This window comes from Streptomyces sp. NPDC046303 (genome assembly GCF_055588085.1).
In genome coordinates, this window is sequence record NZ_JBVJFA010000028.1 from 65773 (window position 1) to 82471 (window position 16699).

14 protein-coding genes are annotated in these 16699 nt (G+C 72.0%); 11 read left to right on the top strand and 3 right to left on the bottom strand.

Translation table 11 applies throughout. The annotated features are described in order from the left end of the window. The first annotated feature begins 144 nt into the window (after positions 1-144). Positions 145-327 carry a hypothetical protein gene (locus ACZ6I1_RS26240; RefSeq protein ID WP_469291092.1) on the top strand — a complete coding sequence of 61 codons (183 nt, stop codon included), beginning with the start codon at positions 145-147 and terminating at the stop codon, positions 325-327. A gap of 62 nt (positions 328-389) precedes the next feature. Next, a complete protein-coding gene (locus ACZ6I1_RS26245) occupies positions 390-1595 on the top strand; it encodes a Kelch repeat-containing protein (RefSeq protein WP_469291094.1) in 1206 nt (401 codons plus the stop codon). Here the strand turns inward: ACZ6I1_RS26245 and ACZ6I1_RS26250 are convergent. Beyond that, entirely contained in the window at positions 1514-2008 is a 495-nt protein-coding gene (locus tag ACZ6I1_RS26250) for an ATP-binding protein (RefSeq protein WP_469291096.1), read from the bottom strand. The genes ACZ6I1_RS26245 and ACZ6I1_RS26250 overlap by 82 nt on opposite strands. A 118-nt stretch (positions 2009-2126) precedes the next feature. Between ACZ6I1_RS26250 and ACZ6I1_RS26255 the strand changes: the two genes are divergently transcribed. The 4 genes from ACZ6I1_RS26255 to ACZ6I1_RS26270 all read left to right on the top strand — a co-directional run bounded on the left by ACZ6I1_RS26255 (position 2127) and on the right by ACZ6I1_RS26270 (position 7416). Then, positions 2127-2996: a helix-turn-helix domain-containing protein gene (locus ACZ6I1_RS26255; RefSeq protein WP_469291097.1), complete on the top strand. Its 870-nt coding sequence runs from the start codon at positions 2127-2129 to the stop codon at positions 2994-2996. Beyond that, positions 2993-3241 carry a DUF397 domain-containing protein gene (locus ACZ6I1_RS26260; RefSeq protein ID WP_469291099.1) on the top strand — a complete coding sequence of 83 codons (249 nt, stop codon included), beginning with the start codon at positions 2993-2995 and terminating at the stop codon, positions 3239-3241. Before ACZ6I1_RS26255 ends, ACZ6I1_RS26260 begins: the two co-directional genes overlap by 4 nt. Before the next feature lie 46 nt (positions 3242-3287). Beyond that, positions 3288-4490, top strand: a complete 1203-nt coding sequence (locus ACZ6I1_RS26265) for a serine hydrolase domain-containing protein (RefSeq protein ID WP_469291101.1) — start codon at positions 3288-3290, stop codon at positions 4488-4490. A 190-nt stretch (positions 4491-4680) separates the two neighbouring features. Further along, positions 4681-7416 (top strand): PKD domain-containing protein, encoded by a 2736-nt coding sequence (locus tag ACZ6I1_RS26270; RefSeq protein ID WP_469291103.1) that lies wholly within the window; start codon positions 4681-4683, stop codon positions 7414-7416. A 71-nt stretch (positions 7417-7487) separates the two neighbouring features. On the opposite strand, the gene ACZ6I1_RS26275 is transcribed toward ACZ6I1_RS26270, so the two are convergent. Beyond that, a complete protein-coding gene (locus tag ACZ6I1_RS26275) occupies positions 7488-8714 on the bottom strand; it encodes an amidohydrolase family protein (protein WP_469291105.1) in 1227 nt (408 codons plus the stop codon). 153 nt (positions 8715-8867) lie between these two features. Between ACZ6I1_RS26275 and afsR the strand changes: the two genes are divergently transcribed. The 4 genes from afsR (at position 8868) to ACZ6I1_RS26295 (ending at position 13875) form a co-directional block, all read left to right on the top strand. Beyond that, positions 8868-11852, top strand: coding sequence for an SARP-family global regulator AfsR (gene afsR / locus ACZ6I1_RS26280; protein WP_469291107.1), 2985 nt, complete (start codon positions 8868-8870; stop codon positions 11850-11852). 345 nt (positions 11853-12197) lie between these two features. Next, the gene (locus tag ACZ6I1_RS26285) at positions 12198-12386 is read left to right on the top strand and encodes a hypothetical protein (RefSeq protein ID WP_469291109.1); all 189 of its coding nucleotides are present in this window, start codon (positions 12198-12200) and stop codon (positions 12384-12386) included. Positions 12387-12596: 210 nt separating this feature from the next. Continuing rightward, on the top strand, positions 12597-13364 hold the full coding sequence (locus ACZ6I1_RS26290) for a class I SAM-dependent methyltransferase (protein WP_469291111.1): 768 nt from the start codon (positions 12597-12599) through the stop codon (positions 13362-13364). A 52-nt stretch (positions 13365-13416) separates the two neighbouring features. After that, entirely contained in the window at positions 13417-13875 is a 459-nt protein-coding gene (locus tag ACZ6I1_RS26295) for a Uma2 family endonuclease (RefSeq protein ID WP_469291145.1), read from the top strand. Here the strand turns inward: ACZ6I1_RS26295 and ACZ6I1_RS26300 are convergent. Next, complete coding sequence (locus ACZ6I1_RS26300; protein ID WP_469291113.1) at positions 13785-15443, bottom strand: FadD3 family acyl-CoA ligase; 1659 nt, start codon at positions 15441-15443, stop codon at positions 13785-13787. The genes ACZ6I1_RS26295 and ACZ6I1_RS26300 overlap by 91 nt on opposite strands. Before the next feature lie 103 nt (positions 15444-15546). Here ACZ6I1_RS26300 and ACZ6I1_RS26305 point away from each other — a divergent pair, with 103 nt between their 5' ends. Next, positions 15547-16698 carry a lipid-transfer protein gene (locus ACZ6I1_RS26305; RefSeq protein ID WP_469291115.1) on the top strand — a complete coding sequence of 384 codons (1152 nt, stop codon included), beginning with the start codon at positions 15547-15549 and terminating at the stop codon, positions 16696-16698. Position 16699 lies beyond the last annotated feature (1 nt).

The following is a 16699-nucleotide window of genomic DNA, read 5'->3' on the forward strand; positions in this document are numbered from 1 at the left end:
CGCCGTCACCCCGGCAGATGTGACGGACCATTCGTCTCGCCTTCACCGCCCTCTCATGACCGAACGGACAGGGGACCCAAGTCCTTGCCGGGATTGGCCACATGGCCCCCGGTTTGCCCATTTACCGCCCCTATGCCGGGTTTTATGGCTACCAGCACCAAGAAGGAACGACTCCGCGCGGCGGTCGGCGTACTGGCCCTCGCGGCCGGCATCGGGGTGTTCGCGGCGGAGTCCTCCGGCGCGGGCCGCGGCGACGACGGCCAGGCGGCGGGCAGGCCGTTCGTGCGGCCCGTTAGCGCATTCGGTCGTCACGGCAAGCGACAATAGGATCACCATAGGTAACTTCACAGTGCCGGATTCCCCCGCGAGATAGGTAAGCGATGAGGCACGTGAGTCACACCCGTACCCGGGGCTGGCGACGGCTCGCCGTCCTGGCCATGGCCCCGCTCCTGGCCCTGTCGGCCACCTCCGCGACCGCGCAGGGCGTGTGGGTGACGGCCCCGCCGATGCCCACGGCCCGCGCGGGAGTGACCGGGGCCGCGGCGGACTGCCCGGAGGGCCTCCACGGCACCTGCGTGTACGCCGTCGGAGGCGGAGCCGGTGACCTCCTGGAGGCGTACAGCCCCGCCGTGGGCACCTGGGCCACGCTGCCCCGGATGAAGACCCCCCGGTTCGGCCAGGCGAGTACGACCGCACCCTGCCCGGACGGGGTCCGCGGCGACTGCGTGTACGCCCTCGGAGGCGTCTTCGGCGGCGGCCCGGTCCTGGCCGCCGCGGAGGCGTACAGCACGGAGACGAACGCCTGGCTGACCGTGCGCTCCATGCCGACCGCGCGCTCGAACGCGGCGGCGGCCACGGCCCCGTGTCCGGAAGGACTGGGGCTGCGCGGCACCTGCGTGTACGTCTTCGGCGGAACCGACGCCGCCAACACCGCCCTCGCCACGGTGGAGGCGTACAGCCCGGCCACGAACACCTGGGCCACGCTGACCCCCCTGCAGACCGCCCGCACGACCCACGCCGGCACGGCCGCCCCCTGCCCCGGCGACCTGGGCCTCAAGGGCACGTGCGTGTACGCCATCGGCGGCAGGAACACCGCGGGCACGGACATCGCCTCGGTGGAGGTGTACAGCCCCCTCCTCAACGCCTGGCAGTACGTACCCGACATGCCGACCCCCCGCGGTGACCAGCCCGGCGCGGCCACCGCCCCCTGCCCGGAGGGCATGAGCGACGGCTGCGTCTACGTCCTGGGCGGGATCAACGGCGCCACCACCCTGACCACGGCGGAGGCCTACAGTCCCGTCGCCAACGCCTGGGTGACCCTGCCGTCGATGCCGACCGCGCACCGGGAGCACGGGGTGGCCGCGGCACCGTGCCCCAAGAACACGAAGAGGGACTGCGTCTACGCCTACGGCGGTGTCGACGGCGCCGCCGTACAGACGGCGGTGACCGAGGCCTTCGCCATCGAACGCGGCAACGCCGACGCCGACCCCAAGCCGAAGCCGAAGCCGTCCACTCAGCCGACTCCCCCGGCGGACGACCCGTTCGGTGACGAGCCCCTCGCCGCCCCGAAGGCGAGCCCCGCGCCCGCCTCCTGAGGCACCTGCCCGAGCTCCGCCCACACCGTCTTGCCCGGCCCCCTGCCCGCCACTCCCCACTCCCGGGCCACGGCGGCCACCAGCAACAGCCCGCGCCCGTCCTCCGCCGACCACGGATCGACGGGCGCCGGCGCGTCCGGCGGCGCCTTGTCGCTCCGGGTGTCACTGACCATCACCCGCACGTTCCCCGCTCCGTACTCGAGCCGCAGCTCGAAGTCCCGCCCGGGGACCCGCCCGTGCAGCACGGCGTTGGCGGCGAGCTCCCCCACGACGAGCCCGACGTCGTCGGACAGCTCGCAGCCGAACGGCACCCCCCAGAAGGCCAGCTGCACCTGCGCGAGCCGCCGGGCGAGCCGGGCACCCCGCGGCGTCGAGCTGAACCGCTGTGCCATGTCACTCTTTTCAGTCGTCACCTCACCGAGCGTGGCGACGGCGCTCTACGCTTTCCAGTAGTCGCGGCGTGACGCAGATGCGCTGTAGGTGCGCCGACGTCTGTGTGTACGGCTTGTACGGACGAGGGCGGTTCAGCGTATGAACGACATGTCAGACCGCGAGGAACGACCCGAACGCCCGGTGGAGGCGGACGGCACCGCGCACCTGTTCCGGGCGCTCGGCAAACAGATCAAGGCGCTACGGGAGGCGGCCGGCCTCCACCAGAAGGAACTGGCCGCGCTGCTCCACGTCAGCGAGGACCTCATCGGCGCGATCGAGCGGGGGGTGCGGACGCCGCAGCCGGACCTGCTGGAACGGGCGGACGGTGTGCTGGGGGCACGGGGTGTGCTGCGGGTGGCGATCCCGGACGTCAAGGAAGCGTTGGCGAAGGCGCGGACGCGGCATCCGGACTGGTTCCGGAGTTACGCGGAGGCCGAAGCAGCCGCCCAGGCCATCCACGACTACAGCCACCAGGGCGTGATGGGCCTGCTCCAGACCGAGCGCCACGCACGGGCGGTGTTCGCCAAGCGTCGCCCTCTGCTCGACGAGGAGACCATCGAGAAGCGGGTCATGGACCGCATGGCACGCCAGCAGCTCTTCCAGCGCTGGCCTTCGCCCACCATCAGCCTCGTCCTCGACCAGAACCTGCTGGAACGGCAGGTTGGCGGGCCGGAGGTACACCGGGAGCAGCTACAGCGCTTCCTGGAGATCGGGCGCCTGCGGACGGTGGAACTCCAAGTAGTGCCGTTCAGGAGTGGCGAACAGGCGGCAATGGACGGCTCGTTCACCCTCCTCCACCCGAAGGGCCGCCAGCAAGTCGCGTACGCGGAAACCTATGGCCGCCCCCACCTGATCACGGACCCCGAGCAGGTACGCATCATGGCGGAGCGCTATGGGATCATCCGGGCAGGCGCGCTCACGCCCGCCGAGTCCCTCGACATGATCGAGAAGATGCTGGGAGAACGATGAACACCACCGACCTGGCCTGGTTCAAGAGCAGCTATAGCAGTGGTGAAGGCGGCCAGTGCCTCGAGGTCGCCTATGCCTGGCGGAAGTCGAGCCACAGCACCGGCGAAGGCGGTAACTGCGTCGAGGTGGCGGCCTGCCCCACCACCGTCCACGTCCGGGACTCCAAGGTGACCGCCGGTCCCGAGCTGGCCGTGGCCCCGGCGAGCTGGAGCGCGTTCCTGGACGGGATCACCCGGGCCCGCTGATCCGGCCCGCCGCGCGCGGGAGCCCGTACCCGCCCATCATGGGGGTGTGAGGCGTACTCGTACGGTGCTGCCCTGCATCGCCGCGCTGGTTGCGGCCACGCTCCCCGCCGGGGCAGCGGCGGCCGCGGCGCCGGAGGACTGCGTCAGCACCCCGGGACCCGCGCAGGGGCAGGCCCAGGACGTGCTCCGCGTCGCCGAGCAGGCCAAGCGGGAGCTCGGGCTGAACTCCTTGATCGTGCGGGTCTCGTCCGACGGCGACGAGCTCGTCACCGCGGCGCTCGGCGAGTCCATGACGGGTGTCCCGGCCGAGCCGGCGATGCACTTCCGTTCGGGGTCGGTGGCGATCGCGTACATGGCCACCGTGCTGCTGCAACTGGCCGACGAGGGCAGGGCGAGCCTCGACGACCCCCTCTCCCGGTGGCTGCCGGACGCCCCGCACGCCAAGGAGATCACCCTGCGGCAGCTCGGCAACTCCACCTCCGGCCTGCACGACTACGTGACGGACCCGAAGTTCCTCGCCGAGCTCGAGGCCGCGCCGTTCCGGCACTGGACCCCCGCGGAGGTCATCGGCATCGCCGCCGCGCATCCCCTCTGGTACAAGCCGGGCACCAACTTCAGCTACTCGCACGCCAATTTCCAACTCCTCGGCGCCGCACTGGAGAAGATCACCGGGGTGTCCCTGGAACGGCTCCTCGAAGAGCGCGTGATGGAGCCGCTGGGCCTGGACGAGACCGCGAGCGCGACCACGGCGGAAATCCCGGTGCCCGCGCTGCACTCCTTCACCTCGGAGCGCGGCATCTACGAGGAGTCGACGTACTGGAACCCGTCATGGACCACCGCTCCGGGAGCGGTCCTCACCACCGACATCTGCGACCTGGAACGCTCCGCCCGCGCCGTCGGCACCGGCGAACTGCTGTCCGAGCAGGCCTTCAAGACCCAGCTGGACCCGGGCACGGTGGGCCTGGGCACCCCGACGGGAGGCTGTCCGGCCACCGTCTGCCTGAGAAACACGGCGGCCGAGCACTTCGGCTTCGGGGTCATCGTGGTCAACGGCTGGATCGTGCAGAACCCGTCGTTCTCCGGGTACGCGGCCATCCAGGCCTACCTCCCGGCGGAGAAGCTGGCCATCGCGGTCAGCGCGACCAAGGGCCCGAAGACCCCCGAAGGCAACCAGGCCCAGACCGTGGCCCAGCGCCTCGCCGCCCTCCTGTCCCCCGACCACTCCCTGAAGCCGAAGCACCGCCCCTAGTACTCCGGCAACGAATGTTGAGCGTGTTCAATTCTCTAGTGACAAAGGCCGTGCCGGCGAGGCATCATGAGCACCGTCTTTGTGGATTCTCATGCGCCTGACGTCCTTGGGGGGAACGGGCCGTTCGGCGTCATGGCATGCCGCACCGAACCGAGATCCACGCAGCCCTTTCCTCGAAGGAATACTGCTGGTGCGTCCTACTCGTGCGGCGGTCCTGCTCACCGCAGGCCTCGTCACCATCCTCGGCATACCGGCGGTCTCCGCCGCCGAGACCCCGGCCGACTTGTTCGTGAACAACGGCACGAACGCCAACTGCTCGGATACCGGCACCGGAACGCAGGCCGCCCCGTTCTGCTCGATCCAGCCGGCGGCCAAGGCGGCCCAGCCGGGCCAGACCGTGCGGATCACCCCGGGCTCCTATCCCGAGGCCGTCACGATCGAGCGCTCCGGAGAGCCGGGCAAGCCGATCACTTTCACCGTCCACGGCGGCAGCACGTCGTGGGCGAAGGCGGAACTGGCCAACCTCCTGACCATCGACGGCGCCTCCCACCTGGTCTTCCGTGGGATCAGGACGAGGGGTGGCGCCCTGGTCGAGCGTTCCGGCGACATCACCATGGAGAGTTCCGAGTTCCTGCGCGAGCTCGTGATCGGTGCGGGAAGCGCGGACGTCCGGGTCAGCCGGAGCTACATCATCGCTGCGCAGGTCAGGGCCGGCGCCCAGCGCACGATCCTCAGCCGCAACATCCTCCGCCAGGGTTCCCGGCCCACCGCGCTCACCGTAGTGGACGCCTCCGGCACGGCCCTGGCCAACAACACCGTCATCAGCTCCTGCGGTGAGGGCATCTCGGTCAGTGGCGGTTCCGCCGACACCTCGGTGTTCAACAACGTGGTCCGTGTCGAGAGCTCCCACTCCGCCTGCGCGACGCCCGCCGCAGCGCGCCACGGCCTCCAGGTGGCGCAGAGCGCGGCGGCCGGCACCCGCGCCGACTACAACGTCCTCGTGCGCCAGTCCGTTGTCACGGCGGCTCCTTACAACTGGGCGGGCACCGAGTACAAGACCCTCTCGGAGTTCCGGGCGGCGACCGGCCAGGGTCTGCACGACTTCGTGGATCCGGCGGACGTCAACGCCACCGTCGTCGACTCCGCCGACGCGACGGCCCCGGGCGCGCTGGCATCCCCGGACTTCGACGGCACCGGCCCGATCGACGACCCCACCGTGGCCAACACCGGCAAGGACGGCGGGTTCCTCGACCGCGGCGCCTTCGAGCGTCACGACCGCCTGGGCGTGGTCACCATGTCGGTCGACCAGCCCTGGGCGCCGGTGGGCACCAAGGTGGAGGTGAAGGCCTCGTCGAACAGCATCTGGCCCGCCGCCATGTCGTACAGCGTGGACTTCGGCGACGGGAGCGCCCCGGTCGTCACCCGGCAGGGCGAGGCCGCCGAGGCCGTCGCCTCGCACGTCTACAGTTCTCCGTGCGCGTGCGTGGTCAAGGTGACCGCGTCCAACGCGGCCGGTAAGAAGGTCTTCGCCGAGCAGCCGGTCAAGGTGACCGCGGCCGGTGCGCTGACCGCGGCCTTCACCGCCGCGGAGGTGCTGCCCGCCCCGGACGGCCCGACCGAGCGCACCTCCCCGCTGACCGTCCGGGTCGACCCGTCGGCCACCGCGGCGCCGTGGCCGCTGAGCCGCGCCGACGTGGACTTCGGCGATGGCACCACCCGGCAGGTCTCCGACCTGTCCCAGGTCACGCACACCTACCGGACACCCGGCGACTACAAGGTGACCCTCACCCTCCAGGATTCCAAGGGCACCACGTCCACCTCGAGCCAGACGTTCAAGGCCGACTACGCGGCGTCCGGTTACGTGGCAGTAGAGCCGTTCCGGTTCTACGACAGCCGCGACGACACCCCCTCCATGCCGGGCGGCGTGCCGCTCGCGATGCAGTTGCCCTTCCATGTCAGCCAGCGGGGGCACGCGCTGTCGGGCGGCATGTCCGCGGTCGTCCTCAACGTGACCGTCACCGGCGCCCTGGAGGACACCCACCTCACCGTCTGGCCCGACGGACAGGACCGTCCCGCGACCTCGAACGTCAACGTCCGCGAGGGCGGCACCACCTCCAACACCGTCACCGTCCCCGTCGGCGGCTCCGGGGAGGTCCTGATGCAGCTCAACTCCGGCCGGGCGTCGATCATCGTGGACTTCGTGGGCTACTACCAGCCCAACACCGGCCAGCGGTTCACCCCGCTCGCCCCGGCCCGGCTGCTCGACACCCGCACCACCGGCGGTGCGCTGCCCGGCGGCAAGCCCCGCACCGTCAAGGTCGCCGGCGTCGGCGGCATCCCGGCCGACGCCACCGCCGTCGCCCTCAACCTGACCGGGACCGGCGCCACGGAGAACGCGCACGTCATCGCCTACCCGGACCCGGCCCAGCGGACCGCCACCTCGAACCTGAACGTGGAGCCGGGCAAGGACAAGTCGAATCAGGCCATCGTGCCGGTCGGCCCGGACGGCACGATCACCCTGTTCACCAACTCCGGTTCCACGCACCTGGTGCTGGATGCGGTGGGCTACTACGGCAAGGACGGCAAGGCCCTGTTCAAGCCGGTCGTCCCGAAGCGCCTCTCTGACACCCGCACCACGGGCAAGCTCGCCCCGGGCGCCACGACGACGGTCTCCGGTCTGCCGGCCAACGCGGTGGGCGCGGTCCTGAACGTCACCGCGACCGACACCACCAGCCCGGGCTTCCTGACGGCGTACGCCTTCGGCGGCACGCTCCCCGGCGCCAGCAGCCTCAACACGCTCCCCGGCGCCACCGTCCCCAACCACGTGACCACCCCGGTCGGATCGGGCAAGGTCAGCGTCTCCAACAGCTGGGGCGGCAGCAACCACGTCATCACCGACCTCCTCGGCTACTTCACCAACCCGTAGAACCACCTGACACCGCAGGACGCACCGCCGCCCCGGCCCCCCGCACATCATGTGCGGGGGCTCAGCCCCGGCTACGCCCCCGGTCCCGCCCACAGGCCGTCCTCCGTCAGGCCCAGCAGGTCGATGGCGTTGCCGCGCACGATGCGGTCGACCACGTCCGGTGCCAGGTGGCCCATCTGGGCCTCGCCGACCTCGCGGGACTTGGGCCAGGTCGAGTCCGAGTGGGGGTAGTCCGTCTCGTAGAGGACGTTGCCGACGCCGATCGAGTCCAGGTTCTTCAGGCCGAAGGCGTCGTCGAAGAAGCAGCCGAAGACGTGCTCCGCGAACAGCTCCGACGGCGGGCGCAGCACCTTGTCCGCGACCCCGCCCCAGCCGCGGTTCTCCTCCCAGACCACGTTCGCGCGCTCCAGGATGTACGGGATCCAGCCGATCTGGCCCTCCGCGTACATGATCTTCAGGCGGGGGAAGCGCTCGAACTTGCCGCTCATCAGCCAGTCGACCATCGAGAAGCAGCAGTTGGCGAAGGTGATGGTGGAGCCGACGGCCGGCGGGGCGTCCGCCGAGGTGGACGGCATGCGGCTGGAGGAGCCGATGTGCATGGCGATGACCGTGCCGGTCTCGTCGCACGCCCGGAGGAAGGGGTCCCAGTAGTCCGTGTGGATGGACGGGAGGCCGAGGTGCGGGGGTATCTCCGAGAACGCGACCGCGCGCACCCCGCGCGCCGCGTTGCGGCGGACTTCGGCGGCCGCGAGGCCGGCGTCCCACAGCGGGATGAGGGTCAGCGGGATGAGCCGGCCGCGGGCGTCCGGGCCGCACCACTCCTCCACCATCCAGTCGTTGTACGCACGTACGCCCAGCAGCCCCAGCTCGCGGTCGGCCGCCTCGGTGAAGGTCTGGCCGCAGAAGCGCGGGAAGGTCGGGAAGCAGAGCGCCGACTGGACGTGGTTGACGTCCATGTCCGCGAGGCGTTCGGGAACCGAGAAGGACCCCGGGCGCATCTGCTCGTAGGTGATGACTTCCAGTTTGATCTCGTCGCGGTCGTATCCGACAGCCGTGTCGAGCCGGGTGAGCGGCCGGTGCAGGTCCTCGTACACCCACCAGTCGCCGATCGGGCCGTCGTCGCCCTGGGCCCCCATCACGGGGGCGAACTTGCCGCCGAGGAAGGTCATTTCCTTCAAGGGGGCGCGGACGACGCGGGGGCCGGTGTCCTTGTACTTGGACGGGAGGCGGTCCCGCCAGACATGGGGGGGCTCCACCGTGTGGTCGTCCACCGAGATGATCTTCGGGAAGGTCTCCATACCCGCTACGGTAGCGCCGATCTGACGAGCCGTCAGCTACTTGGACGGCGGTCGGGCCCGGATCAGGAACCTCTCGGTCCGGGACGGGCTGACGTGTACGCGCAAGACAGGGCAGACTGACCCTTACACCGACGGAAGGCAGGGGGACGACAGATGGACGGCGTACCGGCCATCCCACGCCCGCGGAACCACCCCGAGACAGTCCGGGCAACACCCGGACCCCCCATCCCCCACCCCTGCCGCTTCGCCGTACTCGGCCCCATCCGCGCCTGGCGCGGAGCCGACGCGCTGCCCTCCGGCACCCCCCAGCAGCGGGCCCTGCTCGCCACGCTGCTGCTGCGCGACGGCCGTACCGCCACCGCGCCCGAGCTCATCGACGCCATCTGGGGCGAGGACCCGCCGCAGCAGGCCCTGGCCACCATCCGGACCTACGCCTCCCGCCTGCGCAAGGTCCTCGACCCCGGGCTGCTCGTCTCCGACGCCGGCGGCTACGCCATCCGGCTGCGCTCCACCGCCACCCTCGACCTCGGCGTCGCCCGCAGCCTGGTCGCCGACGCCGAGACCGCCCGCGAGGCCGGGGACCGGGCGCTGGCCCGTACGCTGCTGGCCCGCGCGCTGGACCTGTGGGACGGTGAACCCCTCGCCGGAGTTCCCGGCCCCGCCGCCGAGACCGAGCGGACGCGGCTCGCCGAATGGCGCCTCCAGCTGGTGGAGACCCGCCTGGACCTCGACCTGGAGGTCGGCCACCACGCCGAGGCCGTCTCCGAACTCACCGCGCTGACCGCCGCCCACCCACTGCGCGAACGCCTGCGCGAACTGCTCATGCTCGCCCTCTACCGCAGCGGCCGGCAGGCCGAGGCCCTCGCCGTCTACGCCGACACCCGCCGGCTCCTCGCCGACGAGCTCGGCGTCGACCCCCGCCCCGAGCTGGCCGCCCTCCAGCAGCGCATCCTGAACGCGGACGCCGACCTCGCCCGCGCCGAGGACCCGGCCCCGGCCGCCGCGGCCGTCCACGTACGCCCCGCCCAACTCCCCGCGACCGTCCCCGACTTCACGGGCCGCAGCAGCTTCGTCGACGAGCTCGGCGCCATCCTCTCGGGCGGCGCCGACGGCCAGGTCATGGCGGTCTCCGCGCTCGCCGGGATCGGCGGCGTCGGCAAGACCACCCTCGCCGTGCACGTCGCGCACGCCGCCCGCCCGCACTTCCCGGACGGCCAGCTCTACGTCGACCTCCAGGGCACCGAGCCCCGCCCCGCCGAGCCCGAGGCGGTCCTCGGCTCCTTCCTGCGGGCGCTGGGCACCCCCGACACCGCCATCCCGGACTCCCCCGCCGACCGCGCCGCGCTCTACCGCTCCACCCTCGACGGGCGCCGCGTCCTGGTCCTCCTCGACAACGCCCGCGACGCCGCCCAGGTCCGCCCGCTGCTGCCGGGCACCGCGGGCTGCGCCGCCCTGGTCACCAGCCGGGTCCGCATGGCGGGCCTCGCCGGGGCCCATCTCGTCGACCTCGACGTGATGAGCCCCGAGGAGGCCCTCCAGCTCTTCACCCGGATCGTCGGCGAGGAGCGCGTGCGCTCCGAACGCCAGGCCGCCCTCGACGTCGTCGGCGCCTGCGGGTTCCTGCCGCTCGCCATCCGCATCGCCGCCTCCCGGCTCGCCGCCCGCCGTACCTGGACCGTCTCCGTCCTCGCCGCCAAGCTGGCCGACGAACGCCGCCGCCTCGACGAGCTCCAGGCCGGCGACCTCGCCGTCAAGGCCACCTTCGAGCTGGGCTACGGCCAGCTCGAGCCGGCCCAGCAGCGCGCCTTCCGGCTGCTCGGCCTCGCCGACGGGCCCGACATCTCCCTCTCGGCGGCAGCCGCCGTACTGGACCTGCCGGAGCACGACACCGAGGACCTCCTCGAGGCCTTGGTGGACTGCTCCCTCCTGGAATCCGCCGCTCCCGGCCGCTACCGCTTCCACGACCTCGTACGCCTCTACGCGCGTGCGTGCGCCGAGCGCGACGAGCAGCCGGCCGGCGGGCGCGACGCCGCCCTGGACCGGCTGCTGGACTTCTACCTGGCCACCGCCTCCGGGGTGTACGCCCTGGAACGCCCCGGCGACCGGCTCCCCGCCCACCTGTCCGACACCCACTACCCGGGGCTGGTCTTCGGCGAGCCGCGCGCCGCCCTGGACTGGCTGTACGCGGAGGCGGACCCGCTGCTGGCGTGCGTCCGGCAGGCGTCCGTACGGGGCGGCGAGACGCTCGTCCTGCGCCGGGCCGTGGACCTGCTGTGGGCGGCGAAGGACCTGGCCGAGTCGGGAGCCAACTCCAAGCAGTACGAGTCGGCCGCCGTCGCCCTGCGCGACGCCGCGCAGGCCGCGAAGGACCCGTACGCCGAGGGCCGGGCCCGCACCACGCTCACCAACGTGCACCTGGTCGCGGGCCGGTTCGCCGAAGCCGACGACGAAGCCCGCCAGGCCACGGCGCTGGCCCGGGAGGCCGGGGACCCGCTGCCCAGCTGCTGGGCGCCCAACGACCGCGGGATCATCGCCCTCTACCAGGGCCGGTACGCGGACGGCGAGCGCTACCTGCTGGAGGCCATCGAGGGCTTCCGGGCCGACGCCAACAACGTGGGCGAGGCCAGCGCGCTGTGCAACCTCTCCCGCATCCACGTGGAACTGGGCCGCCTCACCAGCGCCATAGACCTCGCGCAGCAGGGCATCGCCATCTACGACCGGATGGGCCTGACCCTGCGCCTGGCCAACGGCCGCTACGCGCTCGGCATCGCCCTCACCCAGGCGGGCCGGCTCGGCGAGGCCCTGACGCAGCTCACGGAGGCGCTGTCGCTGTTCCACGACAACCGCCAGCCGCTGTGGGAGGGCGTGACCCACTTCCGGCTCGCCGAGGCCCATCTGGCGGCGCGCCGCCCGACGTTGGCCGCCTCGCACGCCGAGCAGGCCATCGCGCTGCGCGGGATCGGCGGCGAGTGGCGGCGGGCGACCGTGCTGACGGTGTTGGGCAAGGCGCTGCGGCGGCTGGGGCAGACGGACCGGGCGCGGGCCTGCTGGCGGGACGCGGAGGCCGTGTTCGCACAGCTGGGATCGGCCGAACTGGACGAGGTCCGGGCCCTGCTGGCGTCCGAGGTCGCGGCCTAGGGGGTGTCTGACGGAGGTCCGTGGTGAAGGAGCGGTGTCCGGTGCATGCTCTCGGCGTGCCGGCCGGATGCCCGCGTACTGGACGTACGTGGGCTTTCGGCCGGTGCGGCGAGAGTGCGTGCCGGGCATCGCGACGCCACGGACCTGCGTCAGACACCCCCTAGCCATGGTGACCTGCGGTGACGTCCGATGAACGAGGCGTTCATCGTTCGTTTATCGCCCCGCGCCACTATTAGTGCATCGACCCGGCGCGTCGGGGGGCAACCGGGTCGGTTGGAGGACTACCCGTTCGGCGGTCCGCGGGGGAATCGCCGAACGGGCCCTACCCATCCACCAGGAGATCCGATGACGACGAACGAGAACATCCTGCCGAACAACGGCGACATCAAGCCGCTCGACAACCACGCCTCGGGCGTCGATATCGAGACCCTGGACAACCACGCGTCGGGGATCGAGATCAAGCCTCTCGACAAGCCCGCGTCGGACGAGGAAATCCAGACGCTGGACAACCACGCGTCCACTCCTCGCCCGTAGCGCGCCGCCTGAAACGTACGGGGGACGTACGGGGGACGTACGGGGGGAACACGGGGGAACACGGGGGAGCACGGGGGGACGGCGGCCGCGGTGGCCCGGAGGGGGAGCCACCGCGGTCGCCGTCGCATGCCCGCGTCCGGCCCGCCGCTTCATCCCCGGCCACCGCCCGCCACCGCCGGCCACCGCCGGCCACCGCACTAGGCTGGAGCCGTGTTCACCAGCCACGGGCCGAGCGTCCGGGAACTCGCCGTGCAGGCCCTTTCCTCCGTCGAGCGCGGCTACGACCTGCTCGCGCCGAAGTTCGACCACACGCCCTTCCGCACCCCGGACCGGATGCTCGACGCCGTCGAGGAAACCCTGGCCCAGCGGGAGGGCTCCTTCGGTGCCGGGCTGGACGTCTGCTGCGGCACGGGCGCCGGAACCGGCATGCTGCTGCGGCTGTGCCGGGAGCGCGTGACCGGCGTGGACCTCAGCGCGGGCATGCTGGCCGAGGCCCGGCGGGCCCATCCCGGCCCGCGCGCGGACTTCGTACGGGCCGACGCGCGGGCCCTGCCGCCCGAGCTCGGGGACTCCTACGACCTGGCCGTGAGCTTCGGAGCCTTCGGCCACTTCCTGCCCTCCGAGCGGCCGGCCCTCTTCTCCGGGGTCCACGCGGCGCTGCGCGAGGGCGGGGTCTTCGCCTTCCCGATCGGGGCGCCGATCCCGCCGAGCCACCCGCTGTGGTGGGCGGTGGCGGGCTTCGACGCGGCGATGCGGGTGCGCAACGCGGTGTGGCGGCCGCCCTTCGTCATGTACTACCGGACGTTCCCGCTGGGCGGTGTCCGCGCCGACCTGCGGGCGGCCGGCTTCACGGTGGAGACCGTCCCCCTGGAACACTTCGGCCGCCAGCCCTCGGGGGCACCGCGCTGGCGGCTGGTGCTGGCCCGCAAGGGTGGGCGGTCACGCCGAGAGCCCGTGCGGAAGGACTTGGCTGAGTAGGCCGGCCCGGGACCCTCTGGAGGAAACCATGGCAGCGGAGCTCCCCGACTGGATGCTCCCGCCCCGCCCGAGCGGTTGGGAGGCGGACGACCTCGATCACTGGCCCCAGGCTCCCCGGCACACCGAGCTCATCGACGGGGCACTGATCTTCATGGTGTCCCCGCAGCGGAACTGGCACTCCAAGCTCGTCCAGAGGCTGACGGTGACCCTTGAGGAAGCTGCGCCCAAGGGTATCGAGATCGCACGGGAGATGACCGTCAAGCTCGACAAGAGGAGCCGCCCCGAGCCGGACATCCTGGCCGCGACGGTCGCCTACGACCCCGACCGCACCCGCTACCGCCACCGGGATCCACCGCGAGTGGCTGAAGGTGTCGGTGCCCTTCCCCGCGGCCATCGACCTGGGCAGCCTCGTCCCCTGACTCAGCGGGCCCGCAGCTCGCGTTTGAGGACCTTGCCGCTCGCGTTGCGGGGCAGTTCGGTGACGAACTCCACGGCGCGCGGGACCTTGTAGTTGGCCATCTCCCGGCGGGACCAGGCGATCAGGTCGTCGGCGGTGAGGGTGGAGCCGGGGCGGCGGACCGCGTACGCCTTGCCGACCTCGCCGAGCCGCGGGTCCGGAATGCCGACCACCGCGACGTCCGCGACGTCCGGGTGGAGGCCGAGGAGCTGCTCGATCTCGGCGGGGTAGGCGTTGAACCCGCCGACGATGAACATGTCCTTGATCCGGTCGGTGATGCGCAGGTTGCCGTCCGCGTCCATGAAGCCCACGTCGCCGGTGAGAAGCCAGCCGTCGGGAGTGATCGCCTTCGCCGTCTCCTCGGGGTCTTCGAAGTACCCGCGCATGACGTGGTGGCCGCGGACGGCGATCTCGCCGACCTGGCCGGCCGGCTGCGGCCGCCCCTCCGCGTCCCGGATCACCACCTCGGTGTCCGGGATGGCCCGTCCCGAGGTCTCGGCGATGACCGCCGCCGGGTCGCCGCGGCGGCACATGGTCACGAGGCCGCTCGCCTCGGAGAGCCCGTACGCGGTGAGGACGGTGGCGATGCGCAGTTCGCCGCGGAGCCGTTCGACCAGCTGGAGCGGGACGACGGCCGCGCCGGTGACGACCAGGCGCAGGGCGGAGAGGTCGTGGTGGTCGCGCTGGGGGTGGTCGAGGAGGGACTGGTGCAGGGTGGGCGGCCCCGGGAGTACGGAGATCCGCTCGGCGGCGATGTTGGCGAGGACGGTGTCCACGTTGAAGACGGGCTGCGGGACCATCGTGGCCCCGCGCATCAGGCAGGCGATGATCCCGGCCTTGTAGCCGAAGGTGTGGAAGAAGGGGTTCACGATCAGGTAGCGGTCGCCCTCGCGCAGTCCGGCGAGCTCGCTCCACACGTCGTAGCAGCGCAGGGACTGGGCGTGGGTGATGACGGCGCCCTTGGGGCTGCCGGTGGTGCCGGAGGTGAAGATGATGTCGGAGGGGGCGTCGGCGGGGATGGCCCCGGCGCGCTCGCGGACGGCGTCGGCCGGTACCCGGTCCCCGCCCGCCAGGAAGTCCTTCCAGGTGCGGAAGGATTCGGGGGCGTCCTCGGCGAGGACGACGACCTGCTCGAGGTGCGGCAGGCCGGGCAGCGGTCCGCCGCCGGGCCCCTCGGCCGCGGCGCGGCGCAGGGAGGCGACGTACGAGGTGCCGAGGAAGGTGCCGGTGACGAAGAGCAGCCGGGCCCGGCTGCGCTGGAGGACGTACGCGGCTTCGGTGCCCTTGAAACGGGTGTTGAGGGGGACGAGCACCGCGCCCGCGGAGACGGCGCCGAGCGCGGAGACGATCCACTCGAGGGTGTTGGGGGCCCAGACGGCGACCCGGTCGCCCGGTTCGACACCGGCGGCGATGCAGGCGGCCGCGGCCCGCTCGACGCGCTCGCCGAGCTGGGCGTAGTCCACGCGCACGCGGCCGTCGACGACGGCCTCGCGGTCGGCGAAGCGTGCCGCGGCGTCGCGCACGAGCCCGGCGATGGTCCTCCACCGCAGATCGCCCCGGAGGGCATCGAACCCGTCCTCGCGCCCGTCCTCGCGCCCGTCCTCGTGCCCGTTTCCGGTCATGGCGTGTCACCCTTCCCCGAACCCGAACCCCAGTAGCTGACTATCCGTCAGATTAGCTGTAGCCTTCGCGGCTGTCAGTACTGGTGCACCCCCGGAGGTGGCGATGGCGGCAACGCTCAAGGACGCGACGGCGATAGTCGGCATCGGACAGACCGCCTTTGCCAAGCAACTGCCGCAGTCTGAAAAGGAATTGGCCTGCCGGGCCATTCTGGCAGCCCTCACCGACGCGGGCATAGAGCCCGCCGAGGTCGACGCCTTCGCCTCCTACACCATGGAGGAGACCGACGAGGTCGAGGTCGCCAAGGCCATCGGCGCCGGCGACGTCACCTTCTTCTCCAAGGTCGGCTACGGCGGCGGCGGCTCCTGCGCGACCGTCGGCCACCTGGCCTCCGCCGTGGCCACCGGCCAGGCCACCGTCGGCGTCGCCTGGCGCTCGCGCAAGCGCGGCTCGGGCCCCCGCCCCTGGAAGAACACCGCCGTCCAGCTGCCCACCCCCGGCCAGTGGACCCGTCCCTTCGGCCTGCTGCGCCCGGCCGACGAGATCGGCATGCTGGCCCGCCGCTACATGCACGAGTACGGCGCCACCCGCGACCACCTCTTCAACGTGGCGATGGCCTGCCGCAACCGGGCCAACGAGAACCCGGCCGCGATGATGTACAAGCGCCCGCTGACCCGCGAGATGTACATGACCTCCCGCATGATCAGCGACCCGCTCTGCCTCTTCGACAACTGCCTGGAGACGGACGGGGCGCTGGCCTGCGTGATCGTCTCCGCCGAACGGGCCCGGGACTGCCGCCAGAAGCCGGTCTACCTCCACTCCGTCGCCCAGGGCCTGCCGGCCCAGCACCACGGCATGGTCAACTACTGGAACGACGACCCCCTGTCGGGGCCCGCCTGGACGGCCGCCCGGCACCTGTGGAAGCAGGCCGACTTCGGGCCGCAGGACGTGGACGTCGCCCAGATCTACGACGCCTTCACCCCGCTGATCCCGCTCTCGCTGGAGGGCTACGGCTTCTGCGGGCGCGGCGAAGGCGCCGCCTTCACCGAGGGCGGGGCCCTGGAGATGGGCGGCCGGCTCCCGATCAACACCGGGGGCGGCGGCCTGTCGGAGGCCTACGTGCACGGCTTCAACCTGATCAACGAGGGCGTCAAGCAGCTGCGCGGCACCTCCACCGCCCAGGTGCCGGACGCCGCGACCTGCCTGGTGACGGCGGGCGAGGGTGTCCCGACGTCCGCGATCCTGCTGAGGAGCTGAT

Excerpts from the sequence above, each read along its gene's own strand:
- ACZ6I1_RS26240 (WP_469291092.1), top strand. The coding sequence starts at position 145 with ATGGCTACCAGCACCAAGAAGGAACGACTCCGCGCGGCGGTCGGCGTA.
- ACZ6I1_RS26255 (WP_469291097.1), top strand. The coding sequence starts at position 2,127 with ATGAACGACATGTCAGACCGCGAGGAACGACCCGAACGCCCGGTGGAG.
- ACZ6I1_RS26260 (WP_469291099.1), top strand. The coding sequence starts at position 2,993 with ATGAACACCACCGACCTGGCCTGGTTCAAGAGCAGCTATAGCAGTGGT.
- ACZ6I1_RS26275 (WP_469291105.1), bottom strand. The coding sequence starts at position 8,714 with ATGGAGACCTTCCCGAAGATCATCTCGGTGGACGACCACACGGTGGAG.
- afsR (WP_469291107.1), top strand. The coding sequence starts at position 8,868 with ATGGACGGCGTACCGGCCATCCCACGCCCGCGGAACCACCCCGAGACA.
- ACZ6I1_RS26285 (WP_469291109.1), top strand. The coding sequence starts at position 12,198 with ATGACGACGAACGAGAACATCCTGCCGAACAACGGCGACATCAAGCCG.
- ACZ6I1_RS26295 (WP_469291145.1), top strand. The coding sequence starts at position 13,417 with ATGCTCCCGCCCCGCCCGAGCGGTTGGGAGGCGGACGACCTCGATCAC.
- ACZ6I1_RS26300 (WP_469291113.1), bottom strand. The coding sequence starts at position 15,443 with ATGACCGGAAACGGGCACGAGGACGGGCGCGAGGACGGGCGCGAGGAC.
- ACZ6I1_RS26305 (WP_469291115.1), top strand. The coding sequence starts at position 15,547 with ATGGCGGCAACGCTCAAGGACGCGACGGCGATAGTCGGCATCGGACAG.